Origin of the sequence: Oribacterium sp. NK2B42, assembly GCF_000424445.1 — a bacterium.
GTDB lineage: Bacteria > Bacillota > Clostridia > Lachnospirales > Lachnospiraceae > Oribacterium.
This window is the reverse complement of the sequence record NZ_AUJX01000016.1, coordinates 18,988-35,614: the sequence shown is the minus strand read 5'-3', so window position 1 is coordinate 35,614 and position 16,627 is coordinate 18,988. Positions and strand designations below refer to the sequence as shown.

The window sequence follows — 16,627 nt, the reverse complement described above, 5'->3', positions numbered from 1 at the left end:
TGAGCCTGATGAGATCCCGGAGAGCATAGTTCCTTCATTTCAGAAAAATATTTATATAGGAGAATCATGGAAAATCTTGAAAGTATTTTAAATAAAGAGCAATGTGAAGCCGTACGGGTAACTGAGGGACCTTTACTTGTACTGGCCGGTGCCGGATCCGGAAAGACCAGAGTTCTGACACATCGTATAGCATATCTTATAGAGAATTGCGGTGTGCAGCCCTGGAACATTCTGGCCATAACCTTCACTAACAAGGCAGCCGGAGAAATGAGAGACCGAGTTGACAAGATAGTGGGACTCAGGGGCAGAGAGGTCTGGGTATCTACCTTCCATTCGATGTGTGTTCGTATCCTTCGTCGTCATATAGACCGACTTGGGTACACTTCAAACTTTTCAATTTACGACACGGATGACCAACGTACAGTGATGCGCCAGGTTTTTAAGGAGCTAAACATTGACCCAAAAAACCTGAAGGAGCGCGCGGTGCTGTCTGCCATCTCAAAGGCAAAAAATGAGGGGATGACACCGGAGGAGTACCGCGATCAGATTTCAGCCGGAGATTACAATGAAAAGAAGATAGCAGAGTGCTTTAAACTTTACGAGAAAAAGCTTCACCAGAATGATGCTGTGGACTTTGACGATCTGCTCCTTAAAACCGTTGAGCTTTTCGATACAGAGCCGGAGGTTCTCGAGTACTATCAGGAGCGCTTTAAGTACATTCTGGTTGACGAGTATCAGGACACCAATGACATCCAGTTTAACCTCGTCCATAAGCTTGCCGGCAAGTACAAAAACATCTGCGTGGTAGGTGATGATGACCAGAGCATTTACAGGTTCCGCGGCGCAAATCTCGAGAACATCCTTTCCTTCGAGAAGAGCTTCCCCGGGGCGAAGGTGATCAAGCTTGAGCAGAATTACCGTTCAACGGAGAAGATCCTTGATTGTGCCAATGCTGTCATCGCCCACAATACCGGCCGCAAGCAGAAGCGCCTCTGGACCGACCATAAAGGCGGAAAGGATGTCACCTTTAAGGAATTTGACGGTGCCAATGATGAGGCTAATGCTGTTATCCGTGAGGTAAAGGACTGCGGAAGAGCCTATCACGACCAGGCAATCCTTTACAGAACAAATGCCCAGTCACGACTTCTGGAGGAGCAGTGCATCAAGATGAATGTTCCCTACCAGATAATCGGCGGCGTGAATTTCTATCAGAGACGTGAGATCAAGGACGTGCTGGCCTACATGAAGATCATTGCCAATGCCTCCGATAATGTGGCATTTGAAAGAATCATAAATGTTCCAAAGCGCGGCATAGGTGAAGCCACCCTTGAAAAGCTCAGTGTATTTGCAGCTGCCAATTCCACTCCGGAGCATACTGTTACTATGTATGAAGCGGCTACGAAGGCAGGGATCATCGGCATTGGCGGCAAGGCCGGCAAGATGCTTCAGGAGTTTGTTAACATGGTGGAGAACTGGAAGGATAAGCTCCGTTATGCCGGCTACCTCGATGAAAAGGCTGTTGATGAGGACAGCTATTCCATCCAGAGACTTATTGAATCCATCCGCGATGATTCGGGCTACGGAGCCGAGATAAAGCTTGAGGGCACCATAGAAGCAGAGACCAGATTCCAGAACATCGAGGAAATCATCAATAAGGCCTCGGATTATCAGAAGAATGCAGAGGAGCCGAAGTTAAGTGAGTTCCTGGAGGAGGTTTCACTGGTGGCTGACATTGACAGGAAGGATGATAATACGGATCTCGTTACCCTTATGACCCTTCATGGTGCAAAGGGACTGGAATTCCCGAAGGTATATCTGGTGGGGATGAGTGACGGACTCTTCCCGGGCTATAAATCCATGAACGAACATGAAGACCTGGAAGAGGAGAGACGACTTTGTTATGTGGGTATCACAAGAGCGCAGGATGAGCTGGTCATGACCTCGGCCAGAACCAGAATGGTCAACGGTAACTACGAGCGCATGAAGCCTTCTATGTTCATTGATGAGATTCCGGATGAGCTTTGTCAGAAGAGCACACTCAACAGATACGGTGAAGACGAGATGCCTTTTGCGGATGCATTTGGCAGGGGCTCCTTCGGTGGCGGATCTTTTGGTGGTGGCTCCTTCGGTGGCAGCTCCTATGGTTCAGGAAGTTACGGTGACTACAGAAAGAACAGGCGCGAAAGTCAGAGATATGATGAACGTGACGAGTACCGCCATGACGATGATTTCGGTAATGTTATCGGCGGCAGAGGCAGTGGCTATTCCGGTGGTCGTTCCGGCGGATTCTCCGGTGGAAGCTCAGGCGGTTTCGGTGTGAACAGCTACGGTCTCAGCGGAATGGGTTCAACGGGCTATACAGGCAGAAGCAGTTCCTCCTACGGATCAGGCAGAAAGTCAGGCTCCGGAATACCAAAGAGTCTTCAGAATACAGGCGTACAGAAGCTTAGCAGCCTTGACTATAAAGTCGGTGACACCGTAAGTCATATTAAGTTCGGAAAAGGAACTGTGCTTTCCATAGTCGATGGTAAAAAGGATTACGAAGTAACTGTGGATTTCGAAAAGGCCGGACAGAAAAAGATGTTTGCAAGCTTTGCCAAGCTGAAGAAGATTTAACAATATTTTTATTATTTTCTCGGTTTAATGGCAAAAATACGTCATAAATGATATAATTTCCTCATATACATAAAAGATCGGAGGTATCTCATGGACAGATTTGATATCGAAGCGTTAAGAGATAATGCAAAGGAACTTACACATAATTTCAGAAGCTACAGAAATGATGCAAAAGATCAGGCAGATCTTCTCCTGCAGAAACTGAAGCTGCAGAATTACATGGAGCAGAAGAGAGAAGATGAAAAGCTTAAAAAACTGTTCCTTTCGGTTCTTACAGTTATCGGGATCATTGCATCAATAGCATGTATTGCTTATGCAGTATACCGTTTCGTGGCTCCTGATTATCTTGAGGACTATGATGACTATGAGGATCCTGAAGAGGATGATGACGTAGTTGTTGAGGATTAACCGAAGCTTAGAGATTAGTGTTTAAAAGGTCTTCTGACTCTTTCGGAGTTGGAAGACTCTTTTATTGTAACCCACGATTTTTAAACGTGGGAGCCGTGCGGTACCGGGAACGTCAGCCTATTGAAAATCGCTTCACGAGGGCTGACGCTACATATCAATATTTCACATAATTGATTCAAAATTTGAGCGGTTCAAAAGAATCCGCAAGGATTCTGTATTTATTAAAGGAGATTTTTTCATGAATTTATGTTCCAATGCAGAGAGATGTGGTGGATGTTACTATCAGGGAACATCTTATGAAGACGAGATCAAAATAAAGGAAAAGCAGCTTCATGAGCTTTTAGAGCCTGTCATAAGGAATGAGGACTATACATTTGAACCTATAGTACCGTCACCTGTACATGAAGGCTACAGAAATAAAATGGAGTTTTCCTTCGGGGATTCGGAAAAAGACGGACCACTTACATTGGGACTTCACCAGAAGCACAGTTTTTTCAACATTATCAATACCGACGGCTGCTCACTTACACACAAGGATGCAGACTATATCGTCAGAGCCACAAGAGAGTACTTCTCAAAACTTGAGATCACCTATGAGCATAAGAAAGCGCATGAAGGGTATCTGAGACATCTTCTCTTCAGAAGAGCTGTTAAAACAGGGGAGATACTTGTGGACCTCGTGACTACTTCCCAGTGGGACAGTGCCATGAGAGTTCCGGCTCCTCAGGAAGTGATCGAGCAGCGGGCAAAGGAGCTTGATGAGTGGTTTAACAGAAGATACAGTCCCAAGGCTCAGAAGAAGCATAAAAAGCCAGAGCCGGACAAATACATAAGAGTCAAGCCATCTGTATCAGAAGAGGAGGTTCTTGAGGGCTGGAAGGATATGCTTTTAGGACTCAAGGAGGAAGGCAAAATAGAGGGAACCTTCGCAGGTATTCTTCATACTATCAATGATTCCCTTGCCGATGCAGTCACCGATATGGGAACCACCGTGCTTTATGGCAAGAATTACTTCTATGAAGAGATATTGGGACTCAGATTCAGGATCACACCTTTCAGCTTCTTCCAGACTAACTCTCTGGGAGCTGAAAAGCTTTACAGCAAGGTAAGAGAGTACGCAGGCTTTAGTGAGCTTCGAAAGGAACAGGAAAGTGGAGATATTAAAAAGCCTGTGATCTATGACCTTTACTCAGGAACAGGAACCATCACACAGCTCATGAGCAGTGTTGCTTCAAAGGCAATCGGTGTGGAGATAGTTAAGGAAGCCGTTACTGCGGCAAGAGAAAATGCTGAGCTTAACGGAGTCACCAATTGCGATTTCATCGCCGGAGATGTACTTAAGGTTATCGAGCAGGGCGGCAGGCTCATTAAAGAAGACGGCACCTATGAGGACGCTCCGAGACCGGATTTCATCATCCTTGATCCTCCGAGAGACGGCATTCATCCTAAGGCTCTCGCAAAAATTATAGATTATGGCGTGGAGAAGCTGATATATGTTGCCTGCAAGCCCTCCAGTCTCGCAAGGGACCTGACCCCGCTTCAGGCTGCCGGATACAAGGTTGTGAAGCTTTGTCCTGTTGATATGTTTCCGCGCACAAACAATGTCGAGTGTATAGCGTTACTACAAAAACAGAACTAGAAGAAATCCTTGAATTTACGCACTTTTACGAACATTTCACGTTTGATAAGACCGATTGGTCGGACCGTAGGTGCAAAACCATAATCTGTCAGATAAAACAAAATATTATCGTCGAAGGACGCCTAACTTACAGCAGGGAAATGGAAATGCAGATAATATCTTTACTTGAACAATGGCATAGAATGAATGCTTAACCTGAAAAGGGCATCATGAATCCAGACTCATGAAAATCATGAGTCTGAAATTTTTTATCCAGCATGTCAGAAATGCTGACATTGACAGAGAGATGTGGTATATTATTGATGTCAGAAATGCTGACATAGAGGCGGATGATGGGCAAAGATTTTAGTTATAGATTAAAGGAAGCAAGAAACAATATTGGAATGCATCAGGAAGATGCTGCACGTAGCATGGGAATGTCCCGACCAACGCTAAGTGCCATTGAGGCAGGGAAAAGGGCAGTGACAGCAGATGAAATAAGGAAATTCTCTGATTTATATAAGGTGTCGACAGACTGGATCCTTTTTGGAAATGATCAAAATGAAATAGAACGTATGCATAGATTTGGAAAGTACTACCAGCTTTTTATGAAGCTTGAAGTAAATGAGCAGGAAGAAATATTAGAAATTATGAAAAAGATGCTGCAAAAATAGGACGTTGATATGGATGCTTTTATGACGATACTTAAGGGTATAGGTTTTATTATTCACTTGATTATTAAGATAGCTTTGCTTCCGGTTCAGATTATTTTGTCTGTACTTGTCTATGTGATTGATTTTGCTGGCGGCATATTTGATAAAATATTTGGATTAGTTGGTGGATTTATAATAATAGGAGCTATACGTGGATTATTTTGTCATCCCATAGACTGGAAGCTTTTTGCAGAAGGGATGATTGGAGGTTCGTTAATTGGGGCTTTTCCGCGTTTGGTTTGTCTATTTGGGGAATCGGCTCTTGTAGGAATAATAGACATATTGGCTAACATTTAATTGGTACAATTGAAATTCATAATACCCATTTTGGCAAAAAAAATAATATTTGCCAAAATGGGTATTGATACTTTGCAAAAAAACCTATATTATTACATTACCCATATTGGCAAAAATATAAAAAAATGCCAAAACGGGTAAATAGTTAAATTTAGATTAATTATATATGTTCAAGTTGATAAGAAAGGTTATATCAATGGATACCAGCATTATTTTAGATAGAATATATAAAAATATTTTTACAAGACGAGATGTGTTTTATGCTGCTTCTAGTACAAAAGAAGATTTCAAAGAATCTGACATGAGAAATCTAATGGAAGCTATGATAGTTGATGGTAGTATTGTAAGGATCGCGCATAATGTCTATGTCCGTAAGGGTAGTAATAAGCAGGAATATAGTCCTGTTTATTCAGATGAGGCAAATAAAATAATTGTAGATGTTAAGGAAAAATTCCCATATTTAAATTTTCAGGTGTGGGAGATTACGTGGCTAAACGAGTTTTTAAATCATTTGGTTTCACATAACAGGATATTTCTAGATGTAGAAAATGATGGGTGTGAGTTTGTATATACATCTCTGTCTGATGACTATAGTGGAAAGATGCTATTAAGACCATCAGTTAAGGAACTGCAGTATTATTTGCAAACGGACAGTATTATTATAGAACGTTTGATTAGTGAAAGTCCTAAAGGGAAGAATAATGCTTATGAGACTCCTATAGAGAAGATTATTGTTGAGATGTTTGCAAACAAAACTCTTATTAGTATGATTTCTAAGGGAGATTACCCGGAAGCGCTAGAAACAATATTTGAAAAGTATAATATAGACCAGACTAAGATGCTCAGGTATGCAAGACGCAGGAATAAAAAGAATGAGCTCATTAAATATATTAAAGATCATACAAGTATTAAATTGTTGGGAGAAGATTGATGATATTAGAACAGAACTTTTCTCTTGAGCATATTGAAGATGTAAGAGGTTCAAAAAAAGTAGATAAGACTATTCTTGAAAGATGTATTTATGCTTTAGGATTACTGGAGGCACTTGCCAGAGTGGGTCTTCCATTTATATTCAAAGGAGGCACCTGCCTTATTTTACTGTTGGATTCCCCTATGAGGTTATCTACTGATATTGATATCATTGTTGATCCAGGAACAGATTTTGAAAAATATATTGAAGAGGCATCAAAGATTATTCCTTTTAAAGCTAAGGAAGAACAAAAAAGAAATAGAGCAGGTAACATCGAAAAAAGGCACTATAAGTTTACTTATGACTCTCCGGCTTATGGAAGGGAATTTTATATATTACTGGATATTCTTTTTGAGGAGAATCATTATGCAAAGATCACTCAAAGGCAGATAAAGAGTCCTTTGCTTATAACCGCAGAACCCTATATTAATGTAACAATGCCAACAGCTGATTGTATAATGGGTGATAAGCTTACGGCATTTGCACCACATACAACAGGTATTCCTTTTGGTATAGATAAAGAACTTGAAATTATTAAGCAGATGTATGATGTATCGTGTCTGTTTGATGTATTTGAAAACTATAAAGATGTGCATGATTCCTATATTGCAACAGTTCAGTCAGAAATATCATACAGAGAGAAAGACATAACTTATAGAGATGCATTACTTGATACAATAGATGCAGCTGCTTGCGTGGCTGGAAGAGGACAGATAGGCAAGGATTACGAGCATTACTTATCTGGTATAAGAGCGATAGATAATCATATTTTTGATGGGAAATTTACCGCTGAAATGGCTGTGGCCAGAGCATGTAAGGTAATGTATGTGGCAGCTTGTGTATTGACTGACTCTGAAATAAAAAGAATAGATAATCCAGAAGGATACTTTAAAAGACCTATTACATCTGAAAAATACAAAAAGCTTTCAAAAATAAAGAGATTAACATCGGAGGGCTATGCATATGCTGTTGAAGCCATTGAGCTACTAAAGGATTTTGAAGAATAATAAGAGAATGTCGTGTTGTGTCCTTATTAATTATGTAATATTTGATACGAGGAGAAATGAGCATGGATTATATCAGGGTAACAAAGGATAATCTGGAAAAAGAGCATATCTGCTGCGCTATTTCCAATAATAAAGATGTACAGGTATCTTCAAAGAAAGCCTGGCTTGCGGATAGATTTGATGAGGGACTTGTCTTTCTTAAAAGTGCCGAGCGTGGTAAGTGCTTCATTGAATATATTCCTGCAGAATATGCATGGATTCCGATTGAGGCAGAGGGATATATGTATATTGACTGCATGTGGGTGTCTGGGTCTTTCAAGGGGCATGGATATTCAACGGATCTGCTTAACGCCTGCATAGAGGATAGCAAGGAAAAGGGGAAGAAAGGACTTTGTATTCTGTGCGCCGAGAAGAAAAAACCGTTCCTTGCTGATCCGAAGTATTTGAAGTACAAGGGCTTCTCCGTTTCTGATGAGGCAGATAATGGTATTCAGCTATGGTATTTTCCATTTGATAAGGGGACGGATGCTCCGAGATTTAAGGAATGTGCAAGGCATCCACATATAGAAGAGATGGGCTATGTTTTGTATTACACAAGCCAGTGCCCGTTCAATGCAAAGTATGTTCCGGTTCTGGAGCAGACTGCAAAAGAAAATAATATTCCATTCCATGCTATTCATATTGAAAGCAAAGAAGAAGCTCAGAATGCTCCGACTCCTGTGACGAACTATGCTTTATTTCATGATGGGGAGTATGTCACAAATGAGCAGATGAATGAAAAAAGGTTTCTGAAACTTATCGGACAGTAATATTTTCAAATTTGTGATTACCAACATCATACAAAGAATATTGGAGAATCACAACCACCCGTCAAACGGGTGGTTGTGATTATTCAATAATTTCATTTAAAAATAGACGGATAATTGGTAAAATGGATTCAATAAGACATATGAAACCTGTAAGGACATCCTGCTTATCCATGGAGTTACGTACTCGTCAAATGAGTTTGATACTGATTATGAAGATTACAGTCTGGTGAGAAAACTGGCTCAGGACGATTATAGCGTATGACGACTTGATATTGCGGGATTTGGTCAGTCTGAAACTGTTGTAGACGGCTTTGTTCCCGACTCTGATTATGCCTCAGATGACATTGCTGCCGCCGTAAACAAAATAGTCGAGTTACCGGAGGGTTCAGAGGTTCAGGTGATTGACGGTGGTTCTCATGTTATCATGATTGAAAAACCGTATTATCATGAATTCAGAGACAGACTGATACAGTTTTTGGAGAAAGAATAAAAAAAGGTTTTACACTGGCAGAGCTGTTGATCGTAGTCGCCATAATAAATGTGTTTATAGATTAGGAGGAGAAAGAATGAGTGAAATTGATTATTCCAAAGAAGAAAGCTGGCTGAGTTTTCCGGAAATCACCAAGGATGTGGACACGTTCTACATTTACTCGACGGCGTACATGGGACAGGGCAAGGATGATCCCGCTTACGCCACCATAGACAACCGGGAAATGGTAATGGGTGCAATTGGCGAATATGTGACAAATGCAAGTGCATATGAAGATTCTACAAATGTATTTGTCCCATTTTATCGACAAAGCAGCATGCGGCACGCAGGAGAGATCCGTGAGAAGACAGGAGGCATTGACGCGGCAATATCGGGGATACCTTACGATGATATTTCGGCTGCCCTTGATTACTTCTTCGAGAAATGCAACAATGGACGCCCGTTTATCATTGCCGGACACAGTCAGGGCTCCGGAATAGTTAAGTATGTATTGAAGAATTACTTCAAGGATCATCCTGAATATTATGAGCGTATGGTGGCAGCCTATTTAATAGGCTTCTCAGTCACAAAGGAAGACCTTGAAACATATCCGCATTTGAAGTTTGCTACCGGCGAAAGTGATACAGGATGTATCGTAAGCTGGAACACTGAAGGACCAAAGAATGTGGAGACCAATGCTAATAACGTGGTGGTAATGCCTAACGCCATAAGCATTAACCCCCTTAACTGGAAGCTTGATGACACGTACGCTCCGGCAAGCGAGAATCTGGGGTCACTGGTATTTAACGAAAAAGCAGAAGAGTATGAGATTAAGGACATAGGTGCGGATGCGCAGGTTGTTCCCGGTCGTGGTGTGGTTGTGACAAATGCAAACTTCCCTGCCTCTGAGATGACTGAATATTTCGGCCCTGACAGCTTCCACGAGGACGAATACCAGATTTACTATAACAACATCAAGGACAACGTAGCAAAAAGAGTTGCGGCATACAAGAGATAATAAAACAAAGATTAATTTAGACACGCAAATTGTCTTTCCGGCGTTCTTCTGCGTGTCATTTCTTTCCAAAATCCACCAGTTAAGACACGCAGATTACGTTTTATAGTTCTTCTGCGTGTCATTTCCATCAAAAGTCCCTATAAACCCCGCCCACACAGCCCTGAAAATGCGATATACTTTTACTTGAAGTCCATAGAACATGGATCAAAGGAAGTGGAGAAAAGAAAAATGAGAAAAAAGACCTTATTAACAGCGTCAATGCTGATATCAGCCGGCCTGCTCCTCGGTGGATGCGCAGGCAATGTACCGCAAAGCGCGAAAGACAGCACACTGCAGAAAGAGAGTACCCGGCAGAGTGAGGGCGCCGGAAGTGAAGGCGCCGGGAAAAGTGATCCTGCGGAAAATGCAGACTCCTCAGGAGCCAAAACACAATCATATTCAGGGTCCAAAACAGGCTCAGAATCAAAATCAGGATCAAAAGCAGACTCAGGTTCACAAGCAACAGAGTCAGACTCAACCACAAAATCCGACTTAGAAACCCTCAAAGTCCCCGCCTCGGAAAAAGACCTTTTCACCTTCATGTCCGGCGAATGGAATCTCACAAATCCTGTCACTCATGAGGATTACGCTCATATCGAAATATCGGACAACGGATATTTCAAGTATGGATACACAGGCTCTGATGAAAGATGCACCGGAGTGTTCACGCCGGACCACCAGTATATGGGAGAAGAGAACGTACCTCTGTCATTTGCTCTCAGTGTGTCGGGACTGGACAAGATGACATTTCCCGATACGGGATATCTTGCTCCGGACGACGGATACGATTCCACATATGCGAAGCTCTATTACGGAAACTGCGACGGAGAAGACTACATATACATGGAGGAGACAGGAAACGGAGATTCCTTCATGAGTTCCGTGCTGTTCCAGGATCCCAAATATCCGGATGAGACATTTTCACTTGGCTCAAACTCATTTATCATGCACAGAGAGAGCAGTAAGGCTGCCAATGCTTCTGCCGAAACTGACAGCTTTTACGCATGGATATGGAAAGCCGACGATAACGGCATCTGGGCTCAGGAGATGAAGCCCCTTACCTGGGATGATGAAAATGAATACACCGGAAACCCATATACCGCAGCGGCATTCATGCCAAAGGAAATGGGTTCCAAATATTATAAGTATTCCAACAGTGTAAACAAGAAGCTGCTCCTCAACGAATACAATCTCGAGCTGGATTTCCCGAGATATATGTGCAGGCTGACAGTTAACTCAGACGGCAGTCTCAAGGACATCGAAGAGGTGGATCATGCCTTCTACGGAATGTATGATCTCGGAGACCTGGAGCCGGAAATAAGCTTCGAGGGAATGACATTCCACTTTAAAAACAAGTTTTATGACCTTTCCAAACTGGGTGCAGGCAATGCCATCATGGACGTGTTCCATGCATACGGAAAAGAGATCATAGATTGCCATGTGAGTCCGCACATGAGTGAGTATTATATATATGACAGATTCCTGGGTGAGCTTTGCCCGGAGACCATACAAGGCACAAACCTTATCTGGCTTGATGATGATTTCACGACTGCCATATATTCACAGGGGAATGACGTAATAGACCTTTGCGGAGATCTCATGTATCATTCGAATTATGATGAGATCCTGGACCTTGCCTTCATAGAAGGTGGCAAAAAAGTAAGATGTTCGGCAATCAAATCAGGGGATAGTAAAACCTATGAAGAAGTTTTCGAAATGCCCGAAAGACTTGATGGTGCCATGAATGCTTACTGCACATTTGCAGACTCGGGAAGAGCAAGCGACTACAGAAAGTTTATGGAGTATGCTCCTAAAGACGCAGTCTTCTTTGTTGCAGTAGACCCTCAGATCTGGACACGGAATGTATTTAACATGCAGGAAGTAATCGAGGAAGGGGCCGAGAACGATGTTCTGGTTGTTGCATTACAGAATGATACAACGGCTGATGTATACGAGGGTGATAAGCAGCTCACCTATACAAAGTACCTGAACAAGGAGCGGTGCGCCATGTACAAAATGACTGTTTCCGAAGGCATGCCCCGCTACACCGTCAAAGTCACCACACAAAATCAGGGAAAAGAGAAAACTAAAGAGTGGCCTGTAACAGAATTCAGCGGAAAAACCTATACCCATTCCAAGTTTTTTAGTTGAGGATCACACACCCGTCTCACAAACCCATTAAGACAATGACCATGGGGACGGGGTTCTCGGCCCATTAAGCGGCCTACTAACTCCGTCCCCACGGCTCATTAATTGGACCTGGGGGGACGTAGTTAGTGGTACATTCCGGCAATATATTTTCAGATTGGAGACCCACATGAAGAAAGCAATACTTTTCAGCATGTTCGCACTATTACTTACAGCATGCACAGGATATAGTAACGAGAAGAGTGTGATAGAAAACGGTGTTGAATACAATATTTCAGACAATCACAAGGAAGCCATGGCGGAATCCTATCAGTGGAACGCCAAAGAAGATAATGTAGTTATCACTATCCCCGATACTCTCTCGGACGGAACCCCTGTCGTAACGATGGGTGGCCTCACCGGTATAGGTGTTCCGTTACACTTCCGCATCGAGTATGAAGTTAACTGGCCTGAACTCCCGCAAAGCAGAAGCCGAAAGATGACAGAGGAAGAGGCTGATGCCTTCTACCGGGAATATGCGGAACAGCATCCGGATGAGCTGGTTGGTCATCTTATAAAGGTAAATAATCCGGATGGCAGTTTAGCAACCGAATCAGACATCGATCCGGAACGCATAGTTTACAAGGACATCACTTTTACCATAAACATCGGCAAGAATGTTTCAGGCACGGGACCACATATATCCGATTACAGCATTTTGGAAGAGATTTACAAAGATGGTATAATACAGTCCGACGGCAGCATCCTTGTTTACCGTCCGACACTGTATTTTGACGTGGACCCGGAAAACGAGATATATTATTCAGAGAACGGCGTACTTTACACTAAAGCAGACGGAAAGCCCGTGCTATACGAAAGTTCAAACTAAATTCACAGATCCCACACCGGATTCAACTACCGTTGTGGGATCTGATTTTTTAGGTACAATGCAAACCGGATGGACCATGAAACCCGTCCCCCGAGACAAACAAAAAAATACTGATTTAAGTTGAATTTTTGTCGATATAAAAAATAATAATAGGCAGAAAGCGGATATCAATTTGAGGTATTACTAAGAAACGAAGCTTTCTGCCGGGAAGTATCGAATAAAGAGGCAATTTAAATGCAGAAAAATAAATTTTGGAAGTTATATTTAGTGATTCCGGTATCGGCAATCGCACTTTCTTTGGGGGCTTGCTCTACCGCAAATCCTGGTAATAGTTTGAATGTGACTTCAGCTCCTGCTGATTCATCCGGAACAGCTGATTCAACCGGCACAGCAAATTCATCCGGAACAGTTGATACATCTGGAACAGCCGATACAGCCGGCACAGCCGGTACAGCTTCATCTGAGGACACATCAACAGATGCAGAACCTGTTAGAAGCGCGGTTGATTTTGATCATGAGCTGGATTCGTATATTCCGAAGAAGTATCATTATAATTTCTATTTTACATATAAAACCGTACATCCCTGGTGGGATGCCGTAGCACTTGGTATGGAAGAGGCCCAGAGACAGTTTCTGGATAAAGGAATCACTATTACTTATGAGTACATGGCACCGGAAGGGGCTTCTGCCGAGGATCAGACAAAACGTCTGCTTCAGGCAGAACAGAAAGACTATGATGTGATAGGCGTGGATGTTGCAGACGAGTCTGTCATATCTCCGGTAATTGACAAAATGATCGACGCAGGATCAAAGGTAATGACCTTTTCAAGTTCGGATGCAGCCGATGGTTGTAAAAGGATAGCATATGTCGGAAACACACATAATTATGAGGACGGTGTGGACTTGACGGAAGCCCTTTGCGAAAAGCTTCAGTACAAAGGTAAAGTAGCCATACTTGTGGGGAGCAAAGGTGCTCCGTGTCATGAAGATAGGGCGAGGGGTGCCCGGGATACTATCGAAAAGTACGCTGACATGAAGATCGTGGCCACGGAATACGATATGGACTCTGTAGATCTGGCATACAGGCTTACACTGAATATCCTGAAAAAGATCCCTGATCTTGACGGCATTATCTGTTGTAATATGAGTAACCCCGTAGGCGCTGCCAGAGCTATCAATGAAGCAGGCAGCAAAGCAGTCATTGTGGGCATGGATCATGATCAGGAAGCATTGAGATATCTTGATGAAGGAGTGATTTACTGTCTGGGAGTTCAGGATTGCTATTCAATAGGCTTTGATACACTTCAGGTAGCAGTAAAAATTGCTGACGGAAATCTGCCGGGAGAGTTATTTCCGGACAAAACAGATGAGATAACCACTGTTATTTATCAGAAAGACGCGGCATTGATGCTTGAACTGCTGTATGGTGATATTTGAAGATGAAAAAGAAACAGATAACGAACAGAACATTTTTTCTTACAGCCATAATAGGCAGTTTGCTTATAATTGTGATGATAACTTCCAATGCAATCTGGTCATCAAATCAGACGCTTTTACAGACAGAGGAAGCAGTTTTTGCTGTAAGCAATTTTTATCTTGAAAACATAGCTGACCGTCGAGCTCAGACAGTTGAAAGTCGAATCGAAAGCGAATTCAGCCAGATGGAAAAGGCGCTTGACTTTATTCGGGAAGAAAACATTAAATCACAGGAAGAATTAAGAACTACACTTGGTAAAATCAGAAATCTGTTGTCCCTTAACCGTTTTGCACTGGTAGATCAGGATGATGTTGTGTACACGCAATATACAACATATACCGGTAAAAGCAGACATGAGTTTTTATCAGAAGAGAAAATGGAAGATCGTACCATCAGTACAGTTTCCCTTTACGGATCTTCCAAACAGCTTTGCCTGGCTATACCGACGCCGGAGCTTACTATCCTAGGTAAACGATTTAAAGCATGCTTTATCCAGATAGACATAAAAGACATCATTGACCTCCTTGCGGTTGATGATCAGGGCATAACATATTTTGCACTATATTCAGTAAACGGCAGCAATCTGTCAGGAACGGAACTTGGTCCGGTAATTTCAGATCAGAATATTTTAGAAGCAACAAAAGGACTTGTTTCCGATGATATATGGAAAGAGAATCGCGAAAACTTTATAAATGATGCAGGGGGAAGCATGTCGTATTCCTGCAACGGTGTAACTGAAACGATGTGCTACGTTCCGCTTCTCAATACAGGATGGGAGTTTGCTGTTTTGATCCATGAGAACGTTATCCTTGGTGAGATCCGTGACATCAGTGAGAAAAACCTCACAGCCAACAGGAATCAGATTGCTTTTACACTTATTACGGTGCTGCTTTTCGCGACTGTTCTTTTGCTGGAATTAAGGGCAATATCAAAGAAGAAACTTGATGCAGAAAAAGAATCGAGAATGGCTTTTCAAAATCTGGCAAATACAGACTCCATGACCGGCGTAAGAAATAAGCATGCGTATACAGAGTATGAACATGCTCTGAATCGGAAAATCCATGATGATGAGCTCAAAAATCTGGCAGTTATTGTTTGCGATATAAACGGGCTTAAATATATAAATGATACATTTGGGCATGCAGCCGGCGATAAGCTTATAAAGGATGCCTGCGTATTGATATGCGAGATCTTTATACATGGTGCAGTATTCAGAATAGGAGGAGATGAGTTTGTGGTAATACTTCAGGATAAAGGCTATGATTCCATGAATGAGACCATAAGCACCATGAACAGGAAGGTAGAAGAAAATATTCCAAAAAAGGGTGTCGTTGTGTCGATTGGTTATTCCGTGCTGGAAGAGGGAGACCACCATGTCAGGGATATATTTGAAAGAGCCGATAAAATGATGTATGCGCGCAAGCAGGAGCTCAAGGCTATGGGCGCGAAAACGAGGGAATCCTAATAACCACCGGGGACGGAATATTAGTTGATTTTTCAACCTTAAGGATATACGATGTATATACAAGGAGGAGATACATATGCAGACTCAAGTAAAAGTATGGGGCAATAGTCAGGGAATCAGAATCCCTAAGGAAGTGCTTCAGGAAGCAGCTATTTCTGTAGATGATGTTCTCGATGTAAAGGTATCTAATGGAATGATAATGCTTGTTAAACCTTTCAGACATAAAACATTAGAAGAGCGCGCTGCTGAATACGACGGAAAGCTTAATTTGGACGGTGAATTTGACTGGGGTGAAGCGGCAGGAAGAGAGATTTGGTAAATGAACGAAGAATTAAATCAGGGAGATATTCTTAAAATCGAGCATATCAGAAAACCGGTTCTCATTGTGAGTAAAGATTTCTTTAATCAGACCTTTGAAATAATTGGTTGTCCTATTTTTGAAACAGGTGAAGCAGGACCATTGCATATACATATTAAAGCTGAGAATGTTGAAGGTTATGTACAATGTGAGAAGCTGGCATTGCTTGATTTGAATGCCAGAGGCTATACGAAAATAGATAGAATACATTATCCTGATATCATCAATATAACTGATGCTATTCAGGGTATATTCGACTACATTTGAGGTGAGATTCATGGGGAGGGGATTACAGATTTATGGACGTGTAATCCTCTCCACTATTATGCGTATATACATGGTGCAGT

16 protein-coding genes are annotated in these 16,627 nt (G+C 42.2%); all 16 read left to right on the top strand.

Annotation, left to right across the window (positions count from 1 at the left end):
• The first annotated feature begins 66 nt into the window (after positions 1–66).
• The 16 genes from G625_RS0107055 to G625_RS0106975 all read left to right on the top strand — a co-directional run bounded on the left by G625_RS0107055 (position 67) and on the right by G625_RS0106975 (position 16,547).
• Positions 67–2,616: an ATP-dependent helicase gene (locus G625_RS0107055; RefSeq protein WP_029200563.1), complete on the top strand. Its 2,550-nt coding sequence runs from the start codon at positions 67–69 to the stop codon at positions 2,614–2,616.
• 90 nt (positions 2,617–2,706) lie between these two features.
• Complete coding sequence (locus G625_RS0107050) at positions 2,707–3,024, top strand: hypothetical protein (protein ID WP_029200562.1); 318 nt, start codon at positions 2,707–2,709, stop codon at positions 3,022–3,024.
• A gap of 238 nt (positions 3,025–3,262) precedes the next feature.
• Positions 3,263–4,663, top strand: coding sequence for a class I SAM-dependent RNA methyltransferase (locus tag G625_RS0107045; RefSeq protein ID WP_029200561.1), 1,401 nt, complete (start codon positions 3,263–3,265; stop codon positions 4,661–4,663).
• A gap of 329 nt (positions 4,664–4,992) precedes the next feature.
• Positions 4,993–5,316, top strand: coding sequence for a helix-turn-helix domain-containing protein (locus tag G625_RS21130; protein ID WP_084152800.1), 324 nt, complete (start codon positions 4,993–4,995; stop codon positions 5,314–5,316).
• A gap of 21 nt (positions 5,317–5,337) precedes the next feature.
• Positions 5,338–5,652: a hypothetical protein gene (locus tag G625_RS0107030; protein WP_156885061.1), complete on the top strand. Its 315-nt coding sequence runs from the start codon at positions 5,338–5,340 to the stop codon at positions 5,650–5,652.
• Positions 5,653–5,848: 196 nt separating this feature from the next.
• A complete protein-coding gene (locus G625_RS0107025; RefSeq protein ID WP_029200559.1) occupies positions 5,849–6,583 on the top strand; it encodes a DUF6577 family protein in 735 nt (244 codons plus the stop codon).
• A complete protein-coding gene (locus G625_RS0107020) occupies positions 6,583–7,629 on the top strand; it encodes a nucleotidyl transferase AbiEii/AbiGii toxin family protein (RefSeq protein ID WP_029200558.1) in 1,047 nt (348 codons plus the stop codon). Before G625_RS0107025 ends, G625_RS0107020 begins: the two co-directional genes overlap by 1 nt.
• Positions 7,630–7,691: 62 nt before the next feature.
• Entirely contained in the window at positions 7,692–8,438 is a 747-nt protein-coding gene (locus tag G625_RS0107015; protein ID WP_029200557.1) for an N-acetyltransferase, read from the top strand.
• A 450-nt stretch (positions 8,439–8,888) separates the two neighbouring features.
• Positions 8,889–8,993: a prepilin-type N-terminal cleavage/methylation domain-containing protein gene (locus G625_RS23630; RefSeq protein WP_084152802.1), complete on the top strand. Its 105-nt coding sequence runs from the start codon at positions 8,889–8,891 to the stop codon at positions 8,991–8,993.
• A gap of 11 nt (positions 8,994–9,004) precedes the next feature.
• Complete coding sequence (locus G625_RS18780) at positions 9,005–9,925, top strand: DUF3089 domain-containing protein (RefSeq protein ID WP_049895779.1); 921 nt, start codon at positions 9,005–9,007, stop codon at positions 9,923–9,925.
• A 228-nt stretch (positions 9,926–10,153) separates the two neighbouring features.
• Positions 10,154–12,115: a hypothetical protein gene (locus G625_RS0107000; protein ID WP_029200556.1), complete on the top strand. Its 1,962-nt coding sequence runs from the start codon at positions 10,154–10,156 to the stop codon at positions 12,113–12,115.
• Between the two features lie 166 nt (positions 12,116–12,281).
• Positions 12,282–12,980 carry a hypothetical protein gene (locus G625_RS0106995; protein WP_029200555.1) on the top strand — a complete coding sequence of 233 codons (699 nt, stop codon included), beginning with the start codon at positions 12,282–12,284 and terminating at the stop codon, positions 12,978–12,980.
• Positions 12,981–13,214: 234 nt separating this feature from the next.
• Entirely contained in the window at positions 13,215–14,417 is a 1,203-nt protein-coding gene (locus G625_RS18775; protein ID WP_084152799.1) for a substrate-binding domain-containing protein, read from the top strand.
• Between the two features lie 2 nt (positions 14,418–14,419).
• Complete coding sequence (locus tag G625_RS21125; protein WP_029200554.1) at positions 14,420–15,922, top strand: GGDEF domain-containing protein; 1,503 nt, start codon at positions 14,420–14,422, stop codon at positions 15,920–15,922.
• Positions 15,923–15,998: 76 nt separating this feature from the next.
• Positions 15,999–16,241: an AbrB/MazE/SpoVT family DNA-binding domain-containing protein gene (locus G625_RS0106980; protein ID WP_029200553.1), complete on the top strand. Its 243-nt coding sequence runs from the start codon at positions 15,999–16,001 to the stop codon at positions 16,239–16,241.
• The gene (locus tag G625_RS0106975) at positions 16,242–16,547 is read left to right on the top strand and encodes a type II toxin-antitoxin system PemK/MazF family toxin (RefSeq protein WP_029200552.1); all 306 of its coding nucleotides are present in this window, start codon (positions 16,242–16,244) and stop codon (positions 16,545–16,547) included. It begins immediately after the preceding gene.
• Positions 16,548–16,627 lie beyond the last annotated feature (80 nt).

Coding starts and splice junctions, on each gene's coding strand:
- G625_RS0107055 (WP_029200563.1), top strand. CDS start 67: ATGGAAAATCTTGAAAGTATTTTAAATAAAGAGCAATGTGAAGCCGTA.
- G625_RS0107050 (WP_029200562.1), top strand. CDS start 2,707: ATGGACAGATTTGATATCGAAGCGTTAAGAGATAATGCAAAGGAACTT.
- G625_RS0107045 (WP_029200561.1), top strand. CDS start 3,263: ATGAATTTATGTTCCAATGCAGAGAGATGTGGTGGATGTTACTATCAG.
- G625_RS21130 (WP_084152800.1), top strand. CDS start 4,993: ATGATGGGCAAAGATTTTAGTTATAGATTAAAGGAAGCAAGAAACAAT.
- G625_RS0107030 (WP_156885061.1), top strand. CDS start 5,338: ATGACGATACTTAAGGGTATAGGTTTTATTATTCACTTGATTATTAAG.
- G625_RS0107025 (WP_029200559.1), top strand. CDS start 5,849: ATGGATACCAGCATTATTTTAGATAGAATATATAAAAATATTTTTACA.
- G625_RS0107020 (WP_029200558.1), top strand. CDS start 6,583: ATGATATTAGAACAGAACTTTTCTCTTGAGCATATTGAAGATGTAAGA.
- G625_RS0107015 (WP_029200557.1), top strand. CDS start 7,692: ATGGATTATATCAGGGTAACAAAGGATAATCTGGAAAAAGAGCATATC.
- G625_RS18780 (WP_049895779.1), top strand. CDS start 9,005: ATGAGTGAAATTGATTATTCCAAAGAAGAAAGCTGGCTGAGTTTTCCG.
- G625_RS0107000 (WP_029200556.1), top strand. CDS start 10,154: ATGAGAAAAAAGACCTTATTAACAGCGTCAATGCTGATATCAGCCGGC.
- G625_RS0106995 (WP_029200555.1), top strand. CDS start 12,282: ATGAAGAAAGCAATACTTTTCAGCATGTTCGCACTATTACTTACAGCA.
- G625_RS18775 (WP_084152799.1), top strand. CDS start 13,215: ATGCAGAAAAATAAATTTTGGAAGTTATATTTAGTGATTCCGGTATCG.
- G625_RS21125 (WP_029200554.1), top strand. CDS start 14,420: ATGAAAAAGAAACAGATAACGAACAGAACATTTTTTCTTACAGCCATA.
- G625_RS0106980 (WP_029200553.1), top strand. CDS start 15,999: ATGCAGACTCAAGTAAAAGTATGGGGCAATAGTCAGGGAATCAGAATC.
- G625_RS0106975 (WP_029200552.1), top strand. CDS start 16,242: ATGAACGAAGAATTAAATCAGGGAGATATTCTTAAAATCGAGCATATC.